The sequence below is a fragment of the Skermanella sp. TT6 genome (genome assembly GCF_016653635.2).
Lineage (GTDB): Bacteria > Pseudomonadota > Alphaproteobacteria > Azospirillales > Azospirillaceae > Skermanella > Skermanella cutis.
This window is the reverse complement of record NZ_CP067420.1, coordinates 5,170,803-5,191,533: the sequence shown is the minus strand read 5'-3', so window position 1 is coordinate 5,191,533 and position 20,731 is coordinate 5,170,803. Positions and strand designations below refer to the sequence as shown.

General features: G+C 68.8%; 19 protein-coding genes. 12 read left to right on the top strand and 7 right to left on the bottom strand.

The window, feature by feature from the left end; translation table 11 throughout:
* Positions 1 to 10: 10 nt before the first annotated feature.
* The gene (locus tag IGS68_RS24245; protein WP_201074860.1) at positions 11 to 355 is read left to right on the top strand and encodes an HNH endonuclease; all 345 of its coding nucleotides are present in this window, start codon (positions 11 to 13) and stop codon (positions 353 to 355) included.
* Between the two features lie 206 nt (positions 356 to 561).
* Complete coding sequence (locus IGS68_RS36045; RefSeq protein ID WP_371821918.1) at positions 562 to 717, top strand: BrnT family toxin; 156 nt, start codon at positions 562 to 564, stop codon at positions 715 to 717.
* Here the strand turns inward: IGS68_RS36045 and IGS68_RS35705 are convergent.
* Positions 683 to 1,141: a hypothetical protein gene (locus tag IGS68_RS35705; protein ID WP_247881054.1), complete on the bottom strand. Its 459-nt coding sequence runs from the start codon at positions 1,139 to 1,141 to the stop codon at positions 683 to 685. The genes IGS68_RS36045 and IGS68_RS35705 overlap by 35 nt on opposite strands.
* A gap of 357 nt (positions 1,142 to 1,498) precedes the next feature.
* Positions 1,499 to 2,524 carry a hypothetical protein gene (locus IGS68_RS24225; RefSeq protein ID WP_201074847.1) on the bottom strand — a complete coding sequence of 342 codons (1,026 nt, stop codon included), beginning with the start codon at positions 2,522 to 2,524 and terminating at the stop codon, positions 1,499 to 1,501.
* 136 nt (positions 2,525 to 2,660) lie between these two features.
* Here IGS68_RS24225 and IGS68_RS24220 point away from each other — a divergent pair, with 136 nt between their 5' ends.
* The gene (locus IGS68_RS24220) at positions 2,661 to 4,886 is read left to right on the top strand and encodes a helicase-related protein (protein WP_201074845.1); all 2,226 of its coding nucleotides are present in this window, start codon (positions 2,661 to 2,663) and stop codon (positions 4,884 to 4,886) included.
* Positions 4,887 to 4,918: 32 nt separating this feature from the next.
* On the opposite strand, the gene IGS68_RS24215 is transcribed toward IGS68_RS24220, so the two are convergent.
* Positions 4,919 to 5,983, bottom strand: a complete 1,065-nt coding sequence (locus IGS68_RS24215; RefSeq protein WP_201074843.1) for a potassium channel family protein — start codon at positions 5,981 to 5,983, stop codon at positions 4,919 to 4,921.
* Between the two features lies 1 nt (position 5,984).
* Positions 5,985 to 6,296: a cupin domain-containing protein gene (locus tag IGS68_RS24210; protein WP_201074841.1), complete on the bottom strand. Its 312-nt coding sequence runs from the start codon at positions 6,294 to 6,296 to the stop codon at positions 5,985 to 5,987.
* A gap of 214 nt (positions 6,297 to 6,510) precedes the next feature.
* Here IGS68_RS24210 and IGS68_RS24205 point away from each other — a divergent pair, with 214 nt between their 5' ends.
* From IGS68_RS24205 to IGS68_RS24190, 4 genes are all read left to right on the top strand, one after another.
* Entirely contained in the window at positions 6,511 to 7,554 is a 1,044-nt protein-coding gene (locus tag IGS68_RS24205) for a hypothetical protein (RefSeq protein WP_201074839.1), read from the top strand.
* 29 nt (positions 7,555 to 7,583) lie between these two features.
* A complete protein-coding gene (locus IGS68_RS24200; RefSeq protein WP_201081637.1) occupies positions 7,584 to 8,264 on the top strand; it encodes an RluA family pseudouridine synthase in 681 nt (226 codons plus the stop codon).
* Positions 8,265 to 8,390: 126 nt separating this feature from the next.
* A complete protein-coding gene (locus IGS68_RS24195) occupies positions 8,391 to 9,587 on the top strand; it encodes a glycosyltransferase family 4 protein (RefSeq protein WP_201074837.1) in 1,197 nt (398 codons plus the stop codon).
* Between the two features lie 11 nt (positions 9,588 to 9,598).
* Positions 9,599 to 10,963, top strand: a complete 1,365-nt coding sequence (locus tag IGS68_RS24190; protein WP_201074830.1) for a glycosyltransferase family 2 protein — start codon at positions 9,599 to 9,601, stop codon at positions 10,961 to 10,963.
* 162 nt (positions 10,964 to 11,125) lie between these two features.
* Here IGS68_RS24190 and IGS68_RS24185 read toward each other — a convergent pair whose 3' ends face one another.
* Genes IGS68_RS24185 through IGS68_RS24175 form a run of 3 tightly spaced genes read right to left on the bottom strand, consistent with a single transcriptional unit; the run spans position 11,126 to position 13,312 of the window.
* The gene (locus IGS68_RS24185) at positions 11,126 to 11,647 is read right to left on the bottom strand and encodes a hypothetical protein (protein ID WP_201074828.1); all 522 of its coding nucleotides are present in this window, start codon (positions 11,645 to 11,647) and stop codon (positions 11,126 to 11,128) included.
* Positions 11,640 to 13,079, bottom strand: a complete 1,440-nt coding sequence (locus IGS68_RS24180) for an HD domain-containing protein (RefSeq protein WP_201074826.1) — start codon at positions 13,077 to 13,079, stop codon at positions 11,640 to 11,642. The genes IGS68_RS24185 and IGS68_RS24180 overlap by 8 nt, the downstream gene beginning before the upstream one ends.
* Positions 13,079 to 13,312, bottom strand: a complete 234-nt coding sequence (locus IGS68_RS24175) for a hypothetical protein (protein ID WP_201074823.1) — start codon at positions 13,310 to 13,312, stop codon at positions 13,079 to 13,081. The genes IGS68_RS24180 and IGS68_RS24175 overlap by 1 nt, the downstream gene beginning before the upstream one ends.
* 657 nt (positions 13,313 to 13,969) lie before the next feature.
* On the opposite strand from IGS68_RS24175, the gene IGS68_RS24170 reads away from it, so the two are divergent.
* From IGS68_RS24170 to IGS68_RS24150, 5 genes are read left to right on the top strand one after another with little or no spacing between them, the layout of a single operon-like run.
* The gene (locus IGS68_RS24170) at positions 13,970 to 14,695 is read left to right on the top strand and encodes a response regulator transcription factor (RefSeq protein ID WP_201074821.1); all 726 of its coding nucleotides are present in this window, start codon (positions 13,970 to 13,972) and stop codon (positions 14,693 to 14,695) included.
* Between the two features lie 11 nt (positions 14,696 to 14,706).
* Positions 14,707 to 15,309 carry a hypothetical protein gene (locus tag IGS68_RS24165; RefSeq protein ID WP_201074819.1) on the top strand — a complete coding sequence of 201 codons (603 nt, stop codon included), beginning with the start codon at positions 14,707 to 14,709 and terminating at the stop codon, positions 15,307 to 15,309.
* The gene (bcsN, locus tag IGS68_RS24160; protein ID WP_201074818.1) at positions 15,306 to 15,968 is read left to right on the top strand and encodes a cellulose biosynthesis protein BcsN; all 663 of its coding nucleotides are present in this window, start codon (positions 15,306 to 15,308) and stop codon (positions 15,966 to 15,968) included. Before IGS68_RS24165 ends, bcsN begins: the two co-directional genes overlap by 4 nt.
* A gap of 15 nt (positions 15,969 to 15,983) precedes the next feature.
* Positions 15,984 to 18,275: a UDP-forming cellulose synthase catalytic subunit gene (gene bcsA, locus IGS68_RS24155; protein ID WP_201074816.1), complete on the top strand. Its 2,292-nt coding sequence runs from the start codon at positions 15,984 to 15,986 to the stop codon at positions 18,273 to 18,275.
* Positions 18,276 to 18,334: 59 nt separating this feature from the next.
* Complete coding sequence (locus IGS68_RS24150) at positions 18,335 to 20,728, top strand: cellulose biosynthesis cyclic di-GMP-binding regulatory protein BcsB (protein ID WP_201074814.1); 2,394 nt, start codon at positions 18,335 to 18,337, stop codon at positions 20,726 to 20,728.
* Positions 20,729 to 20,731: the final 3 nt, after the last annotated feature.

Below are 20,731 nucleotides of genomic sequence, written 5' to 3'. Positions count from 1 at the left end.
ATCCGGCGGCATGCTGAAGGCGGGCGATCCGAAGCTGATGGCGATCAGCCAGCAGGGGCGCTGCTTCTATTGCGGCGAGCCGGTGGGCGCCAAGGCCACCGTCGACCACTTCATCCCGCAATGCTACGGCGGCATCGACGACATCGCCAACACGGTGCTGGCCCACCGCCGCTGCAACATCCTGAAGGGCGACCGCCTGCCGACCCCCGACGAGATCGAGACCCTGGTCGAGCAGCGCCGCCGCGCCAAGCTCCCGGTCTGGCCCCCGATCCTGGCGCTGCTGGAGGCGGAGGAGGGGGAGGAATGGATCGTGGTGGCGAGGGCGGTGGCGGCGGAGGGGGGATGGACGGGGTAGCGGCGATCGGTTTATGGTCGAGGGGCATAATCCTTTAAATATATTGCCCGGATGGTTCGATGGAGTTCGAGTGGGATGAGCGAAAGAGCGCCGATTGCCATCGAAGGCGCGGCTTCGATTTCGTATATGCTTCGCAGGTGTTCATGGATTCGGATCGTCTGTTATAAGTCGACGATCGGAGCCCATATGGCGAAGTACGTCGCCGGATCCTCGGAAAGATCGAGAACAGGGTTTTTGTGGTTGTCTACACCCTTCGGGCTGATCGAATACGCATCATATCGGCGCGCAAGGCCAATATATCGGCGCGCAAGGCCAATGTTCGGGAGGTCAGGAGATACGGAAACCATGCGGGTAAGGCTTGAACAGGACGACACCATGGTCCGCATCCTCCCGGATGGGCGGACGGTGCAGATCACCCCAAGGGTCGATCGCGAAAAGCTGGACGCGACGACGGAAGAGGATATCGCCCGCCAGGAAGCTGAGGACGATGCCGCTCTGGTGAGCGACATCCGGAAAAGCGCGACGATTTCGTCGGCAAGCATGCAGGCGATCGTCGGACGGATTGGGAAGACCCCCCATGACCTCCGGCGCTGCGTCACGCATCCAGGGAGCGACGGCAAAGTCCGGGGGCGGCGGCGTTGCCAAGGGAAGCTTCGCGGCGCGCGCCCAAAGCGCTGCTGCCAAGAATTCCGGGTCGGGAAACTCCGGGAAGAAGTAAGGCCGACCTCCGCTCCAGGCGTTGCTGAAGGCGGCGGAAGCTTGATGGGCGGTAAGGTCAAGGATCACGGATGAACGGGATGGGCACGGATTCGCGGGCGAGCCGTGCCCTCCCGGCGGGCGTCTGCCCGGGGACGGGACTCCTTATCCGTGTTCATCCGTGCCCATCCCGTTCATCCGTGATCCAGGCACCTGCCGCGTGAAGCACGTCGGGCAGGGGAGGCGGCGTTTGCGGCCCACAAATGTCTATTGACGTAGTAGGAAACATCCGTGACGATCCCCTCGCCGCCCTGTTGAAGCGGCTACCAAAGGATGCAAAAGCGTCCGCCAGAACTTTGGGGGAGGGATCAGCAATGCAGGGCGTGACCGAGACCATTCGACGGACGGCCATTTTCTTCCTGGGACTGGGCGCCTTGGCCGGCGCCTTCATGGCGGCGTTGCGGCTGATCGGCTGACGGCGGACCGGCCGGCGACAATTCGCCACAGCATCCGGAGAGTTCCAAGCATTCCCAGGGCGGCCAGGACCAGCCCCACGAACCCGACCGCGGCCGAGATCAGGAGCGCGGCCAGGGCCCAGACCGCGGCGGCCGACCGCACCGCGACCTTCGCCAAGCCGTCGAGGGCACGGCGGCCGGCGACCTTGAAGACGCCCGCCGTTGGCTTGCCCACGGCCGTGGCCAGCCGCTCGGCCCGGGGCAGGTCGTCCACGTGGTCCAGGCTGCGCATGACGGTCAGGGCGCCGCGCGGCGAGGTGGCCTTGCCGACGGCGCCCAGCGACTCCAGCGACCTATTCAGCTTCGCGGTGTCCCCGAGCCGGCCCAGGTCCGCGAGCGACCGGGCGAAGCCCTTGGTCATGCGGCCCGTCTTGTGGGCCAGCTTGACCACCGAGGCGCCGAGCTTGACCGGCAGGGCGGTGCCGCCGGTCGCCAGGGTCGCGGCGGTCAGCCCGATCCCGGCGGCGGACAGGGCCAGGATCACCTCGTCCACCGGCTCGCCCTGGAGCATGTTGCCGGTCTGGGCCGCCGCGTCCCGCAGGTCGCCGACGACGGTCAGGTCGGACACGAAGGCGCCCACGGTCGCGGCGGTGCTGTCGCCCGCGCCGGTGACGAAGCCCGAGGCGCCGGCGGCGGCCGAGCGCAGCAGGGTGGGAAGGGGTGCGGTCTGCTCGTCGAACCGGCGGCGCAGGGCGGGGTCGATCTCCACGCCGGTCAGTTCGGCGAGGTGGAACCAGTCCTCGGCGTCCTCCGGGTCGCCGGAGTTGAGGCTTTCGGCGATACGGCGCTCCAGCTCCGCGCGCGGGGCCAGGGTGCGGACCGTCGCGGCGACGCTGCCGCGGATCTCCTCGTCGGTCGGCTCGCGCAGTTCGTCCGGAACGGCCAGGAGGACGGCGGCCGACAGGGCGCCCGCGACGGCCGCGGAGCCGGCCAGCCCGATACCGATCTGCCTGATCATCCCCATCGCCTTCCCGCAAGAACCAGCCCGTGACGCAGCTTACCAGCATGCGGGGTGGAAAAAACAGGTCCGGCCGCGCCGATTCGCACATCGCGATGGTTGATATCCCCGCCACCGCATACCATACGAGGGGAGCATGACAGGGGATGATGGTCGCGACATGGCGGAACTGACGGACAGCTTGGAACGGCGCGACGCGCTGCGCGCCATTGCGGCCATCCTGCGGGGAGACGGCATCGAGGTCGATCACGACGTCGTGCCCGCGCGCTGGTCGATCGCCGGCACCCATGACTTCGTGATCCCCGGCGCCAACCCGAAGCGCCGCCTGAAATCCCGCTTCCGGACCGTGGTCGGCCCGGTCGAGGACGTCGAGCGCGAGCTGGTCGACCTGCTGGAGACGCCCGACGGCGTTGGCCGCAACGAGATCAAGGCGCTGGCGAAGCGGGTCAAGGCGGCGGTCAAGGGCTCCGGCCGGATCGACGAGGCCGAGGCGCAGATCGACGCGTGGGTCGAGTCGGTCGCCGAGCGCGCCAAGGCGTTCGGCGGCACCTGGAAGCCGCAGGCCTTCTCCGACGACCTGGTGCGCGTGCTGGGCTTCGGCGGCCGGACCCCGCGGCTGGAGACGCTGCTCGACGCGCTGGAGGAAGCCTTCGCGACGGCGGCGGCCCGCGCCGGCGTGCGGGTGCGCCGCGCCTCGCTGGAATCCGCGTCGGGGCTGGGCGTCTATCTCGACAGCTTCGCGGCGGCCCGCGCCATGCTTCGGAAGCTCCGCCTGTTCGTCGGGCCGACCAATTCGGGCAAGACCCACGCCGCCATGGACCGGCTGGCCGAGGGCCGCAAGGGCGCCTACCTGGCGCCGCTGCGGCTGCTGGCCCTGGAAGGGCAGGAGGCGATCGAGGCGCGCGGCCGGCCGTGCAGCCTGATCACCGGCGAGGAGCGCGACGTGCGGCCCGGCGCCGACTTCGTGTCCTCCACCATCGAGATGGCGAACACCAACCGCGTCATGGATGTCTGCGTCATCGACGAGATCCAGATGATCGGCGACTACGACCGCGGCTGGGCCTGGACCGCCGCCGTCGCCGGCATGGCCGCGTCCGAGATCATCATGACCGGGTCGGCCGACGCGATCCCCTATATCCAGCGGCTCGCCGCCGCGACGGGGGAGGAGCTGGAGATCGTCGAGTTCACCCGCAAGTCGCCGCTCCGCGTCCAGGAGGGCGGCGTCTCCCTGGGCGACATCCGCCGGGCGGACGCGCTCGTCGCCTTCTCCCGCCGCGACGTGCTGGGGCTGCGCGCCGAGCTGCTGCGGCGCGGCCATTCGGTCGCGGTGATCTACGGCGCGCTGTCGCCCGAGGTGCGCCGGGCCGAGGCGCGCCGGTTCCGCGAGGGGCAGGCCGACGTGCTGGTCGCGACTGACGCGATCGGCATGGGGCTGAACCTGCCCATCGCCCGGATCATCCTGTCCACCACCCGCAAGTACGACGGCCGGGAGGAGCGCGACCTGCTGCCGCCGGAAGTGCGCCAGATCGGCGGCCGGGCGGGGCGCTTCGGCATGCACGAGGAGGGCCGGGTCGCGGTGCTGGAGGGCGAGAACATCAGCCCGGTCCGGCGCGCGCTGACCTCCAAGCCGGTCGATCCGGAGGACCCGCGGCCCTGGATCTCGCCCGCGACCTCGCACGTCAAGGCGATCGCGCACGAGCTGGGGACCGACAGCCTCGCCCGGGTGCTGCGCACGGCGGGGCAGGAACTGCTGCGCGCGCACCAGACCTTCCGGATGACCGACCTGGAAGGGCGCATCCAGGCGGCGCTGGCGGTGGACCACGCCAAGCTGCCGCTGGAGACCCGCGACCTGCTGTCCCGCTGCCCGATCGACGTGCGCGACCCCAACCAGCTCCGGCTGCTGCGCATGTGGGCGGTCAACCAGGGCCGGGGCCAGCCCAACCCGAGCCCCGGCGTCTCCGGCCGCTTCACCCACGACACCGGCACCGACGTGGAGCTGGAGGCCTCGGAGAAGGCGGTGAAGGACCTGACCGCCTATGCCTGGCTGGCCTACCGCTTCCCGGACGCCTATCCCGAGATGGACCTGTGCCTGGAGCGGCGGCAGGAGCTGAACGCCTTCATCGAGCGCACCCTGGCCGCCCGCAGCCTGCCGCGCGCCTGCCCGTCCTGCGGCGCCACCCTGAAGGCGGCCCATCGGTTCCGGATCTGCGATGCCTGCCATGCCGGCCGCCTGGAGGACCGCGCCGCCGGCCGGCCGGCGCAGGCCAAGCACCGCTACCATCATCCCCAGCGGCCGGGCAAACCCGCCGCCAAGGGGGACGGCAAGCCGCCGCGCCGACGGACCGCCGGCAAGTCCGGCTGAGGAGGACCGCCGGCAAGTCCGGCCGAGGACGGTCAGCCGGGTTCCGGCTTGTGCCGCGACGACGGGCAGATCATCAGAAGCCGGTCGCCCTCCCGGATGACGTAGCGCTCGCGGTCGATGAACGGGATCTCCCGCCCGTTGGAATGGACGTGGACGACCACCCCCGAGGACACGTGGGCCATGGTCCTGCCGATATCCTCGGGACCGGCCGGGCGCTCGGTCATGACCATGTGCCCGCCGGCCGACATCAGGTCGCACAGGAACGGCGTGGCATGCTGCGAGGCGACCGCGTCGGCCAGCAGGTAGCCGCCGATCCGGGTCGGGGTCACCACCAGGTCGGCGCCGCTCAGCCGGGCCAGCTTGATGTTCTCCTCGTCCCGGATGCTGGCGACGATCCGGGTGCTCGACGACAGGTGGCGCACGGTCAGGATGACCAGGATGTTGGTGTCGTCCCGCCGGGTGTTGACGAGCACCGCCTTGGCTTTCTCGACGCAGGCCAGGGTCAGCAGCTCCTCGCTGGTGGCATCGCCGAGCAGGCCGATGAAGCCGGCGTCGGCGGCGGCGCGGACCCGTTCCTCCGACACGTCGATGGCGACGACCGCATCGTCGGGATGTCCCTTGGCGATCATCTCCCGGGCGGCGATCATGGCGCTGTGCCCGAACCCGCACAGCACGACATGGTCCCGGAGATTCTGCTGGATGCGGCTCATGCGGAAATCCTCGACGATCTTCTGGACGACGAACTCGTAGGCCGTGCCCAGGAAGATGAACCAGATGAAGATGCGGATCGGCGTGACGGCGAAGGCGTCGATCAGGCGCGCCGTGTCGGTGACCGGGACGATGTCGCCGTAGCCGACGGTCGTGATGGTGACGGCGGTGAAGTAGAGGATGTCGCTGAAGCTGATATGGTCGTCGAGATTGTCCTTCAGCCCTTCGCGGTCGAACCAGAACACGGCGATCACGGTGGCGACCAGCGCCAGGATGATGCCTCCGCGGACCAGCAGCTTCTTCTCGGGGGAGAGGCCTGAATTGACGTGGAGGATCAGGCCGCCCGGCTTGCGGCGGCGGGCGCGGCGGCGCGTCTTCCCGCCCGCCACCTCAGATACTGCCCTTGCGCTCGATCACCAGCACGCGGGCGACGCCTTCGGGGTGGGCCACGTGGGCTTCGCCCTCGGCGGCGTGGAAGATGTCGCCTTTCGTCATGCGTCGCACCAGCGGGGCGGCCGGGTCGCCGAACTTCATGTCTACGATGCCGTCCAGCACGACGAAAACCTCCGGCCCGTCGTTGACGTGCCAGACATAGGGCCGGTCGGTCCAGTGCAGGCGGACCGTCGCGCCGTCGATCTCGGCGATGTCGAGCGCTCCCCAGGCGCGGTCGGCGGTGAAGTCGTTGGGCGTGACGAAGTCCATGACGTTCTTTCCGTTGGGTCTGTTCAACACCGTCGAAGCATGTTCGGGGCGAAGTTAATCCATTATAGCCGGATGTTGGCAACCCCGGCTCTCCCGATGCCCCGCCGGGAGGCGCTGGCCGATCCCGGCGCGGCGCTGCACACTCCCGCCAGGCGACGGGAGAGGAGAGGGCATGCCCCTGCGGAGACGCCCCCGATGGGCAGGACTGATTTGGATGGGGCTGGTCATATGCGGCGGACTACCGGCCCTGTCGGGCTGTTCCGGGGTCGGTCCCCGGGCGATCGGCTGGGACGGCCTGGACTATGCCCAGGCGACCGCCCGGTCCGCCCAGCGCGAGATGCTCCTGAACATCGTGAAGCTGCGGTTCGGCGATACCCCGACCCTGAGCACGGTCGGCCAGATCGTCGCCGGCTACTCGGTCGAGGGGCGGATCGATCTCGGCACCGACCTGATCCGTCCCGAATACTGGTTCCGGGACGACGTCTCGGTCGGGATCGGCGGCACCTTCAGCGACCGCCCGACGATCACCTACAACCCCGTCCGGGGCGCCGACTATGCCCGGATGCTGCTGACTCCGCTGCCGCCCTACGAACTGGTCGCGATGCTGACGACGGGCGCTCCGGCCGACGCGACCCTGAGGCTGGCGATCAAGAGCTTGAACGGCATCGCCGTCGGGCCGGGGCCGGAGGGGCCGAGGCCGGAAGGGCGGCGCAACCGCGAGGCGCTGGAACTGATGGAGGAGCTGAGGGCCGCCGGCATGCTCGGCCTGGAATTCAGGGGCCATGGCGACCACCGGCAGGTCTCGCTGCTGGTCGACGAAGCGGAGGGCAGGCTCGATCCCCGGGCGGACAGGCTGCTTCGGCTGCTCCGGCTGGACCCGGCCGGCCGCAGGTTCCGGATCGTGTTCGGGTTCCGCCAGGACCGGCCGGACGAGATATCGATCTATACCCGCTCGCTGATCGAGATCCTGAACACCGTCGCCGACGAGATCGAGGTGCCGGAGGCCGCCGTCCGGGAGGGCCGGACCTATCCGACCCGCTCGCCCCTGCGTCCGGCCGACAACTCCCTGCGCATAGAGTCGCGATCCTCACGTCCCGAGGGCGCCTTCGTCGCCGTGGAATATGACGGCGTCTGGTACTATGTTCGCAACGACGATTTCATGTCGAAACGGGTCTTCGGCCTGCTGATGCTGCTGGCGGCCGTCATGCAGACATCGGGGAATTCGCCCCTTCCCGTCATCACCATCCCGTCGGGCTGAGAGACCGGGATGCCGGAGGCTTGCCGATCGTGACCGCCGAGGAACTGCGCGCCCGGGTGCTCCACCTGGACCACGACGTGCTGATCCTGGACAAGCCCGCCGGGCTGCTGGTCCATCCCGGCCCGCGCGGGCAGGGCAGCCTGGGCGACTTCCTGCCCGGCCTGTGGTTCGAGATGGCCCGGCCGCCGGCGCTCGCCCACCGGCTGGACCGCGATACCAGCGGCTGCCTGGTCCTGGGGCGCCACCAGAAGGCCTTGAAGAAGCTGGGGCGGCTGTTCGCGCGTGGGATGGTCGGCAAGACCTACTGGGCGGTCGTGCGCGGACGGCCGCCGGCCGACCGGGGGCGCATCGACCTGCCCCTGCTGAAGGTGCTGCCCGAGACGGGCGGCTGGAGGATCAGGCCCGACCCGGCCGGGCTGCCCGCGGCGACCGAGTACCGCGTGCTCGGCGTCGCACCGGGGATGAGCTGGCTGGAGTTGACCCCCCTGACCGGCCGCACCCACCAGCTCCGGATCCATTGCGCGTCGCTCGGCACGCCGATCCTGGGAGATCCGTTCTACGGCGGCGACGCCGAGTGCTGCGCCGGTACGCTGCGGCTGCTCGCCGGCTCGGTCACGCTGCCGCTGCATCCGGGAGTGCCGCCGATCTCGGCCGTGGCGCCGCCGCCGGCCCATATGCACGACGATCTGGCCGCCTGCGGATATCTTTGACAACGATCCCATTCACGATTAGTTAACCGATGCTTCCTCACCAATTCCATAAATCGGCGGGCGCGCCCGGAGCGGAACATGGATGTCAGGACTGTTCGCCGACGCCCGACGATGCCTGAAGAGAACTTGCCCGAGCCTCTCCCCGCCATCCCGGCCCGGCCGGCCGAGCAGTCCCTGAAGGTGGTCTTCTTCGTGTCGGAGGACTGGTGGTTCTGCCTGCACTGGCTGAACCTCGCGCTCCGGCTCAAGGAACGGGGTTACCGGATCACGGTGATCTGCAATGTCGGGACCGACCGCGCGCGGATCGAGCGGGCGGGATTCGAGGTCGTCCCGCTGCGGCTGGACCGCTCCGGCCTGAACGTCCTGAACGACGTCCGGATCGCGTCGGCCCTGGTGGCCTACCTGCGGCGGGAGCGGCCCCACCTGATCCACTGCGTCGGCATGAAGCCGATCCTGATCGGCACCCTGGCCGCCCGGTTCGTCGGCGGCATCCGCATCCTCGACCATTTCGCCGGGCTGGGTTACCTGTTCTCCTCCAGCCACCTGAAGGCGCGGCTGCTGCGCCCGCTGGTGATGCTGGGCATGCGGGCCGCCTTCGCCGGGCACGACGTCCACCTCGTGACCATGAACGGGACCGACCGCGACGTCCTGTTGGGCTGGAAGCTCCGCCGGCCCGACCATGTCCACGTGATCGGCGGCACCGGCCTGGATCTCGACCGCTACCCGGTGCTGCCCTTCCCGGCCGGTCCCGTCACGATCGCGATCACCACGCGGATGATCGAGGACAAGGGCCTGGCCCCGCTGGTCGAGGCGTTCCGCAAGGTGCGCGCGGCGGTGCCGGACGCGGAGCTGCTGCTGGTCGGCCGGCAGGACGGCCGCAACCCGACGGCCATCCCCGAGGAACAACTCGAAGCCTGGAACCGGGAACCCGGCATCACCTGGCTCGGCCATGTCGACCGGATCGCCGAGGAGGTCTGGGCCCGGGCCCATGTCGCCGTGCTGCCGTCGCGCCGCGAGGGGCTGCCGGTCAGCCTTCTCGAAGCGGCGGCGTGCGGGCGCCCCATGGTCGCGACCGACGTTCCGGGCTGCCGCGACGTCGTCCTGGACGGGGTCAACGGGCTCACCGTGCCGCTGGGCGACACGGCGGCCCTGGCCCGCGCCCTGGAGCGGCTGGCCTCCTCCGACGAGTTGCGCCGGCGCTACGGCGGCGCCGCGCGCGAGCTGGTCGAGACGCGGTTTTCCCTGGCGGTCATCGGCGACCGGGTCGCCGGCCTCTATCGCCGCCTCGTGGACGCTCCCGGCGCGGAGGATGCGGGCAGGTGAGGGAAGCCGGCATGAGCTTCGCCGTCACGCGGCTGCTGATCCTCCAGCAGCTCGTCCTGATGATCCCGAAGGGATTGAAGGAAACCGTGCGGACGGTCCTGTTCCCCCCGCGCGAGCCGCTGGCGGCGCCCGTCGAATGGCTCGACGCCCCGCCGGTGCGCCGCCAGGAGCGCCAGCCGCTCGTGTCGGTCGTGATCCCCTGCTACAATTACGGACGCTTCCTGGACGAGGCGATCGCCAGCGTGCGCGCCCAGACCCTGCGCGACGTGGAGATCATCGTGGTCGACGACGGATCGACCGACGGCGTCACCCACGAGGTACTGGGAACGCTGGAGGAGACCGGCGACGTCATCCTGGTGCGGCAGGAGAACCAGGGGGCGCCGGCCGCCCGCAACGCCGGCTTGCGGCTGGCCACCGGACTCTATGTCTGCTGCCTGGACGCCGACGACACGATGGAGCCCACATACCTGGAGAAATGCGTCCTCCTGATGGAAGGCAACGCGGGCGTGTCGCTGGCCTATTCCTGGCTGCGCGTCACCGGCAGCGAGGAGCGGATCTGGAGATCCGAATCGCTCGATCTCGACCGGCTGCGCTACTACAACCATGTCAGCATCTCAGCCGTGTTCCGGCGCGAGGCCGGGCTGTCGGGCGGCGGCTTCTGCGCCGCCATGCGCGAAGGCTATGAGGACTGGGAGTTCTGGCTGCGCCTGGGGGCGGAGGGGCACCGCGGCGAGGTGATCCCCGAGCCGCTGGTCAATTACCGCAGGCATCCGGCCGCCTTCATGAACCGGGCGCGCAAGCGGCACGCCGAGCTGTTCGACCATATCTACCGGCGCAACCGCGAGGTGTTCGAGGATGCCGGCGTCCGCCGGACCGTCCGCAGCGGCTATCGCGATCGCCCGGTCGTCGATCCGTTCGCCAACCTGGACGACCGCCGCCAGTACGACCAGGACGTGCCGATGGTGGTGCTGGTCCTGTCCGGCGACGCTCCGCCGGAGCCGGCGGAGCGGATCACCCGCACGCTGGGCGACGGCGCCTCGCTGTGTCTGGTCCGGGCCGGCAAGGCCGCCGGATCCGGCCGGTCTCCCGCCCGGGCGGACGGCTACACGCTCGGCCATATCCTGGCCGCCGACTTCCACGGGCCCTTCATCCGCCACCTGGCCATGACCAGGCCGGTGAGGGCCGTGCTCTGGCTCGATCCCGGGCCGGAGCCGGTCGGATGGGACGAACTTTCGACCCTGGCGGAGAAGCCGCTGCTCGGCGTCGTCACACTCTCAGGCGAGGCCCAGCCGCGCGGTCCCGGCCTGCGCCTCGTGCTGCGGCCCGACGGCAGCCTCGACGGCGCCGAGTCCCTGGTCGCGGCGCTGCGAGCCTGATCCTGTTCCCGGTCGGGCCGGTGCGGACGGGAGGCGGGGATCGTGTCCGCGGCGGTCCGGCACGGTTATGGGTACTGGAGCATCGAGTGTCCCCGGAGGGCGTTTGCCTCTTCTTTCGCTATCCTCGGGGTTGACCCGCGGCCCGGCGCATCCCTGTCGAGCTCAAACGATCTTGGGCAGGTGTTTCGCGGCATTCAGTGTGAGGAGTTGACGGTAGGCTTCCTTCGCTCGGTCGATGCGGCCACCCGCAGCCTTCTCGGGCTTGCGCCGGACGGTTTCCTCCCAAGGTTCGGGACACTTTTCAGCTGCCGCCAGATAGGCGGCGGTCGCCGCAAGCTCCAGTTCGATCGAATCGACCTTCGCCGCAGCCGCAGCAAAACGCGCGCGATCGCCTATGTCGGCTTTTCCGGCCCGGTCCGTGACCTTGAAAATGGAATAGGTTCCCCCCCAGCTGGCTCTGTGTTCCTCTTCGGAAACGAGGTCGAACGCCTCCGCCATCTTGACGGCTTCCGCCAGTTGCTCGCTATAGGGGCCGTAGTGGTGATACTCGAAGCGAAAGCCATCCCCGAGTCCGGCGAGATCGAGGAGGTACGCCACCTTCTGGAGCCGGGTTCGTCCCACGATCTGGCCACCAGCGTCACGCACGATCTCCGCAGCCTTCTGGCGATCTGTCTTGTCAGGCATCTTCTTTCCTCACGAGTTCATCCCTGATCGCAGCTTCGACAGCGGCCCGCGCTTCGTGATCCGACTCATGGACATACGCACGGAACAGTTCAAAGGTTTCAAGTCCCGAAACCACGGACGAGCACTGGGCCATGTCGAGGATTCTACCATCTGCGGATCGGATTAGAATCTGGTTCAATGGCCCGGTCGTCTGTCGGAAGGGCTTGTAAGGCGTCCGCGAGGCGTAATCCACCAGGATGCGGGGAGTGGTCGTGGAATTGGTGTCCGACCATGCCTCCAATCGTTCCTTGATCAGTTGGGTCAGGCGATCGATGCGTTTTTTGCCATCCGCTCCGCATTTCCCCGTCAACGTGCCTTGCGGCGCGATCTCGGCGATCAGGCGATTGCGGATATCGATGCATTTCGGCAATTTGCGGTCTCGCAGCCGAGACGCGCAGTCCCTTATGAGGGTGTCTTCGGCTTCCGCAAGCATCGGGAGCGCTCCCCAGAAAACCGTATCGTCCAGCGCCAGCGCATGCTCCAGCTTATCCGCCTCCCTGGCAAAACGTGCAATGGGATGGGTCTTGGGCAAACCGGTCTTATTGACCTGCTTGTTCCGGACCAGGGAGATCAGGCGAAGCATCAGGGCCGAGAAGACCTTTTCCGCCGCCCTGGTGGTCTTGTGATGATAGACCGTCGGATAAAGCTGGAAGAGGGCGAGGACGTAGGTTTCGGCAGCGTGGGATGCCTTGGGTCCGAGAACGAAGGTCTCGATCGGCTCGAGAGGTTGTTCGTCGATGCCGTAAGGCACGGTCGCGATTTCCAGATTGGCCATCAGCCAGTCGAAATCGATGGCGCTGTTCCTGACGCCTGTCATCAACCGGTCGCGCCGCATGTAATCAAGGCGGTCGGCGTCGAACTGGCTGGAAACCACGGCGTCGTAGAGGTTGCCGGGCCGGCCTCTCTTTATGACATCCGCCACATCATCGGCAAAGCCCCTTCCCATATGCCGGAAAGCCGTGCTGATCTCGCTGTCACGTATCAGTTCTTCGCTTACCGTCTCATGGCGCGCCATCGGTAGTTCCAGCTTTTTGCCGATTTCCTCGAAGGCGTGACTGAACATGCCGTGGCCGACGTCATGCACCAAGGCCGCTGCCAGCGCGACCCGCGACTGGTGGTCTCCGACTTGATTGCCACTTCTGACGATGTGGTTTCTGATGATCGCCATCAACTGTCTGGCGGTGTGGAACACGCCGATGCTGTGGGAGAACCGGGTGTGGGTGGCGCCGGGAAAGACGTATTCGGAAAACCCAAGTTGCCGGATGCGGCGCAGACGTTGGAACGGGGGCGTCTGGATCACTTGCCAGAGGGTATGCTCCAACTGGTCCGATCCGAACTCGATCACGTTGTGCAGGGGATCGCGAATGCGCTGTGGTTTGATCGGACCGGGCATCAAGCACCCGGTTCATCGAAGGTCCAGGCTTTCCGGACGTCGATTTCCACCACTCCGGCATGAGTTTGCCGGATGATCTTGCCCGCAAGCCTTGCCATTGCTGTCGCATTGCCGCCTTCCCGAAAGAATGGCATGTCATCGCGGGAAAACGGACGGCTCCGCGTGCCATGGTCGGACCGAGTGATCAGTTCGGCACTACGCCCATGCATGAACACGCTCTCATCCAATGCCATCGCTCCTCCAAATCCTTCCTGTTACCCGCCGCGGCACCGTTCCCAGAGTTGCAATCCGGACGCCTCCTCAGCGTAACGTTGGGCGTTGAGGTCGAAGCGGATGGTCAGGGTCCCGTCATGTGGAACGGCGTGCAATAGGTAGCGGTCCTGGTGCTTGTGATCGCGCTCTTTGCGTTCGCGAGAGAACAAGTATTGTTTTTCTCCGCATGGGACATCCATTCCATATGTCACAATCCGCACGGGATCAAGTCAGGTCATGATGATAGAGCAAGTGTTTATCCTGCATGCTTCTGGATAAAGGGTAACGACCAGTACGGGCAGCCAGCGGACCTGATTCGCAAGTCGTCAGCCTGACCCTGACCGGAATGCGATTCGGGCAGCGCCACCAATCCGTGCAGGATCGTACCCCTTTCGAGAGAATCTATAGCACCTGCAACTAGCTCGCGGGTTAGCTTAAAAAATAATTAAAATGCTTCATGTTCTCCCCGCATTTTCGGATTAGAGCTGGTACAAAGATCGTGCGAACGGATAGGCGATCCCGACCGTTCGATCGGTGAGTACAGGACGAGAAGACCAGCCTGCCAGCAACAATGGACGCAGCCGCGAAGCAAGTATCAGCCGGCCCGTCGACATTACAGCAACCCAAAGGACAGTAGAGTGTCAAACCTGTCATCTGCGGCCCGCGGCGCCGCCACGCCCGGACTTCGTCCGAGCTCGGAAGGTCAGACCGGCAAGAGCTTCGCCGCGTTCAAGCGTTGCCTGACGGCGCTGCCCCAGGTCCAGCCGGCCTTGACCGAGATCATCGGCTTCAGGGTGCGCCGGATCGACGGGCTGCAGGATCTGGAAACGCTTCGCTGGAGCTCGGAGACGCTGCTGCTGAGCGTGCGCTCCCTCGACCGGCTCCAGGACATCATTTCAAGCGGCAACGCGGGGTTGATGCGCGGCATCCACACGCTGGGCGTCTTCATGCCGAGCCAGCTCGGCCGGGTGCGCGAGTTCGTCACCCTGCTCGACGGCTGGCTGGTCTGGAGCGGCTCGGCCGACGACCTGCGCGCCAAGCTGAACCTGGCCGCCGCCGGCTACGCGATCGTCGCCCCGGCCATGATCTCGGTCATGGCCGCCGACCAGCACCGGCTGAGCCTGCTGGACACGCTGGGCGCATCGCATCTGGCGCTGCTGCCGCTCCTCGAGCAGGGCATGACCGACGAGGAGATCTCCGGCGCCATCGGCGCCACCCTGCCGACCACCAAGCTCCTGGTGCGCCAGCTGCTGGCGCGGCTGCAATGCCGCAACCGCACCGAGGCCGCGATCTTCGCCTGGCGCCACGGACCCGCCCTGGCGCAGCGCCGGGCCGCCCTGGAAGGCGGCGATCAGAACGCGTAACGGAGTATCCAATGTCTACCGAATCCCGGACCGTTTCCTCCACGAAAGAGTCCCTTCTGCTGGACCAGGCGCTCGATGCGGTCAACCGGCGCATCGCCGTCCATCAGCCTGCCGGCTTCGCCCAGATTCCGCACCAGCCCGGTCCCGCCCGATCGGGTTTCGCCCGCGCCATCGGCCGGGCGCGCGAGCGCGGGGCCGACTTCCGCGCCGAGTACCACCGGCTGTCGATCGAGGCGATGGCCGCGATCGGGGAGCCCGCCGATCCCGCCGATGCGCGGAAGCCCGAACCCGATTCGGCCGCCGATCCGCCCCGCGCCCGGTCGGGGGCGGAGACGCCGGCACCGGCGCCGGCACCGGCTCCGGCTCCAGCCCCGCCGGCGCCGGCCCAGGACGGCGCGCTGGAGACGACGAAGCTGTTCCTGCAGTTCCTGGACAGCCGCGAGAAGCAGCTTCTCGACCTCATGCGCGCCATGGTGCTTCGTGACCAGCCGCAGGACCAGAACTCCCCCGAAGCCCGGATCAACGGACAGATCGACCGGCTCGGCAAGGCGGTGACCGACCTGACACAGGTGATCGGCGCCGGCCAGCCCAGGTTCCCCAGGAGCGTATCGTGACCCCAATCCTCCGCCGCATCGCCGCCGCCTCGGCCGTCGCCGCCGCCCTGATGACTTCCGCCTGCGTCACCAACCCCGACCCGTATCCGGCCGCCGCGGTATCCGGCGACGTCGGCCGATGGGTGCCGATCGAAGCGGGCCGCGCCCGCGTGGCGCTCGCCGCCCCGGCGTCCGCGGACGTCCCGGCGTCCCCGGGCGCCCTGGCGGCCCGCGAGTTCCGGACCTCCCAGGGCGAGCTGGTCCAGACGCTGACGCTCCCGAACAACACCGCGGTGCCGGGAGACAACGAGCTGGTCGCGGCCTTCGACTACGGCCCGTCCAGCATCTTCCAGGCCGACGTGCATGCCGCCAAGGTCGGCCGCTACGCCATGGAACCGGCATCGCTGAACCACCTGATCGCCGAGATGCTGCCGCGCGCCGTCCTTCAGGGCGAACCGCAGATCCGCAAGAACGGCTACGGGCTCTACGGGTACGTCTCGGCGGACTATCCGGGGCAGGCGAAATGCGTCCTGGCCTGGCAGGTGCTCGACGGCACCGACCTGCGCCAGGCCGGCGGCGCCGCGCCGCGCCGCGCCGGCATCCAGATGCGGGTGTGCGACGCCCGGGCCCAGCCGGCCGAACTGATCGCGGCCTTCGATTCCCTTCGCCTCGACCTGTGAGCCGGGACACCTGACATGAACCACCTCATCTCCACCGCGGCGGCAGCCAGGAAGACAAGGCCCGCCGGAGCCGGCGCGGTCCGCCGGGCACCCGCGCCGCACCGGCGCACGCCGCTGGCCCTGACCTTGCTGTGGACCGTCCACGCCGTGGCCCTGGTCTGGTTCGCCGCCCAGGACGTCGGGCTCGAAGGCCAGTACCTGCTCGGCGCCGCGGCGCTGGCCGGGCTCGCCGTGCTGCACCTCTTCAAGCCCGTCGGCGCGGTCCGGGTCCTGCTGATCCTGCTGGTCGCCTTCGTGTCGATCCGCTATTTCACCTGGCGCACGCTCTACACCATCCCGCCGGTCGACAGCTCCGGCTTCATCGCCGGCCTGCTGCTGTACCTGGCCGAACTGCAGGGCATGGTCGTCTACATGCTCGGCCTGTTCGTCAATATCCGGCCGCTGAACCGGGCCGACGCGCCGCTGCCGCAGGACCCGGACCGGCTGCCGACCGTCGATATCCTGGTGCCGAGCTACAACGAGGAGCCGGAGCTGCTGCGCGTCACCCTGATGGCGGCGACCCAGGTGGCCTATCCGGCGGAGAAGCTGGCCATCCACCTGCTGGACGACGGCGGCACGGTCCAGAAGCGTTCGGACGCCGACCCGCGCAAGGCGGCCGAGGCGCTGGACCGGCACGAGACCCTGAAGGCCCTGTGCGAGGAACTGGGCGTCAACTACCTGACCCGGGAGCGCAACAACTCGGCCAAGGCCGGCAACATCAACGCGGCGCTGGCCCATACGTCGGGCGACCTGATCCTGATCCTGGACGCCGACCATGTGCCGACCCAGGACATCCTGCAGCGCACGGTCGGGCATTTCCTGAAGGACCCGGACCTGTTCCTGGTGCAGACGCCGCACTTCTTCATCAATCCCGACCCGGTCGAGCACAATCTCGGCACCTTCGGTTCCGAGCCCGGCGAGAACGAGATGTTCTACGGCGTGATCCAGAAGGGCCTGGACAGCTGGAACGCGTCCTTCTTCTGCGGTTCGGCCGCCGTGCTGCGCCGATCGCACCTGATGTCGGTCGGCGGCATCGCCGGCACCTCGATCACCGAGGACGCCGAGACGGCGCTGGACCTGCACGCCAAGGGCTACAAGAGCATCTATGTCGACCGCCCGATGGTGGCCGGCCTGTCGCCCGAGACCTTCTCGTCCTTCGTCGTGCAGCGGACCCGCTGGGCCCAGGGCATGTTCCAGATCCTGCTGCTGAAGAACCCGGCCTTCAAGCGGGGCCTGACGCTGGCCCAGCGCCTGTGCTACCTCAGCAGCTCGACCTTCTGGCTGTTCCCGTTCGCCCGGCTGGTCTTCCTGGTGGCGCCGCTGTTCTATCTTGTCTTCGGCCTGAAGGTGTTCGAAGCCAACCTGGAGGAATTCTACGCCTTCGCGGTGTTCCACGTGGTCTGCTCGCTGACCATGAGCAACTACCTGTTCGGCAGGCATCGCCGGCCCTTCGTCTCCGACCTCTACGAACTGCTCCAGGCGGTGTTCACCTTCGGCGCCCTGCTCTCGGTCCTCGTCAATCCCCGGAAGCCGACCTTCAAGGTGACGCCCAAGGCCGAGACGGTGGACCAGAACTTCGTCTCGCAGCTGGCCAAGCCGTTCGCCGTGATCCTCGCGGTCCTGCTCGGCACCACCGCGATCGGCGTCTACCGCTGGATCCACTTCCCGCTGGAGCGCGAGCACCTGATGATCGTCATGGTCTGGCACCTGGTCAACATCGTGCTGGCGACCGGCGCCTTCGGCGTGATGTACGAACGGGCCCGCCACCAGGTGGCCGGCGCCATCCCCCGGTCCAAGCCGCTGAACCTGATCACCCCCGAGGGCGCGGTCCGGGCGACCCTGGTCGAGACCACGATCGAGACCGGCCGCATCCTGGTCGAGGGCGTCCAGGCCCAGGCCCTGGCGCTGGCCGGCGGCAAGGCGGCGGTACAGCTGGTCGTGCCGGGCCGCGACGAGCTGAGCAGCATCCCCGTGATGGTCGTGGGCAGCGCGCCGGCCGCCGGGCACGGCCTGGTCCTGGACGTCCGCTACATGCCCCGCGACGCCGAGGACGACGGCGACCTGGTCCGCCTGTGCTATGGCGACAGCGCGGTCTGGGTCGCGTTCCAGGAGAGCCGCCGGAAGCGGGTGCCGATCCTGGTGGGCGTGCTGCGCCTCTTCCTGCGCGGCCTCAAGCGGTCGCTGGCGATGGCCGGTGCCGCCCGGCCCTCCTCCCGCCGGGCCGAGGCCCTGGGCGCCGCTTCCTTCGAACAGCCGATCGGCCGCTGACCGGTCGAATACTCCCGGGGCCCAAGGCTCCGGGGAAGTATCTCCAGAGGAATGAGATCATGGTGAACAGACTGTACACCGCCAAGATGGCCCTGATGATCGGTCTGGGCGCCGTCCTGTATCCGAGCGCCGCCGGGGCCGCCGCCAACGCACCCGCCACCGCCGCCGCACCCGCCGCCGTCACCGAACCGGCCGCGGCCGGAGCGGCGGCCGGCACCGACCTGAGGGTGATCCCGCTGCGGGCGGTGGACAACCAGGGCGGCCAGCTCGAACTGCGCGGCCAGGCCGGCCAGCTCCAGTTCCGCGTGCCGGTCGAGGCCGGAGCCGACGTGCGCGACGCCCGGCTGCGGCTGGTCTACCAGACGGCCGACGCCGTAGTGTCCGAACGCTCCAGGATGTGGGTCTACCTGAACCAGCAGGGCATCGCCCAGCTGCCGCTGACCGGTGGCGACGACGCGCTGCGGGCCGACATCGTCCTGCCGCCGGAGCTCCTGGTGCCCGGCCAGAACCAGCTGTCCCTGTGGGTCCAGCAGGAGAACAGCCGGGGGTGCGACGCCGACAGCTCGGCGGCGCTGTGGACCCGGCTCGATCCGGCCAACTCCTACATCGCGCTGGAAACGATCCATGGCGGGCGCGACCGCACCCTTGCCGGGCTGGCCGATCCGGCTTCCTTCTTCGGGGCCGGCGCCGAGCGGATCGAGCTGCTGACGCCCGCCGGACGGACCGGGGCCACGCTGAAGGCCGGCGCCCTGGTCGCCCAGGGCTTCTCGCTGCGGATGCCGGACAGCGGCATCGCGGTGCGCCACCGGACGGCGGAGGCCGGAGCCCTGGCCGGCCGCGACGGCAAGGTGCTGATCGGCACCGTCGAGGCGCTGCGCGGCCTGGTGGCCGCCTTCGGCGACCTGGACGGGGTTTCCGGTCCGCATGTCGCCCTGCGCGGCATGCCGGGAGCCGGCCCGCTGCTGATCGTCACCGGGCGGAACGATGCCGAGGTCCTGGCGGCGGCAAGCGCGTTCGCCGATCCGTCGGCGGTCCTGCCCGCCGCAGCGGACTGGGAGGCCGCGGCGGTCCGGCAGTCCGAGCGGCGGACCCGCCCGCTGCAGGAGCCAGGCCGCAGCTACCGCTTCCGGGAACTGCAGACGGTTTCGGGCGGGATCAGCAACGGCACCGAGGCGCGCACGGGCCTGGAGCTGAACCTGCCGGCCGACACGCTGCCGGCCGGCGGCCGGAAGATCCTGCTGGAGCTGGACTACACCTACGCGCCGAACCTGTCGCCCAACTCCGTCGTGAACGTGCTGGTCAACGGCCGTTACGCCTCCATGGTCGCCCTGAACGATCCGCACGGCGCGACCGTCACCAAGCAGCGGGTCCTGCTGCCGATCGACCGGCTGCGGCCGGGCACCAACACGATCGCCTTCGAGCCGATGATCGGCAGCGACGGGTCCTCCGGGTGCCTGGTCCGCCCGGGCGCCGGAAGGAGCGTCGCGATCTCCGGCGAGTCGGTGGTCACGATCCCGGACATGCCGCGGGTAGCCTCGCTTCCGGACCTGCAACTCTTCGCGTCGGGCGGCTTTCCCTATACCGGGGTCTCGGATGCCCGTTCCGGCCCGCGCCGGGAATTCGACGTGGTGCTGACCGCCGACGACGACGCCACCATCGGCGGCGCCTGGACGCTGCTGGCCAAGCTGGCCCGGACGGCGGGCCACCCGATCGACAATTTCACCGTCGGGTCGGCCTCCCGGTACGGGGGCGACGTGCTGATGGTCGGCCCGGCCGGTGCCCTGGACGACCGCATCGCGTCGCGCCTGCCGACGGTCGCCGGCACCGTCCGGGACGCCTTGCGCCCCGCTCTCGCACCGTTCGATCCGGCGTCGCCGTTCCTGCCGGGGCTCTCCTCCGGCCTGGTCGCCGCCCCGGCGGCCGCTTCTACCGGGGCCTCCCGCGGCGCCATCATGGCCGCCTCCGTGGCCGAGTTCAGGATGGTGGAGCAGGCGATCGACTGGACCGCCGAGATGTCCCGGGAGTTCCGCGAGGCCCTATGGCCGGACCGCTACGGACGGGCCGCGTCGAGCCTGTCCGCGATCGACGAGGGCAGCGCGCTGATGACCGCGTTCGAGAACCCGCTGCGGCCGGAGGGCACCGTGACCCTGGTCACCGCGGCGTCCGGCGCGGCGGTGGAGGAGGGTATCGCGGCCCTGGTCCGGCCGGCCCTGTGGGACCGGCTGTCGGGCGGCACCGTCGCCTGGAACCCCGGTACCCTGGCGATGCAGTCCTGGGCGGCCGAGGAGAGCTACCGCGTCGGCACCCTCCCGGACAGCTGGCACCAGCGCATCCTGTTCGTCAACGCCCTGTTCGCCCGCAACCCGGTGGCCTGGACCTTCCTGGCGCTGGCCGGCCTGCTGGTGATGACGGTCCTGACCCAGGCCGCGCTCAACCGGCGGCAGGACTCCTGAGCC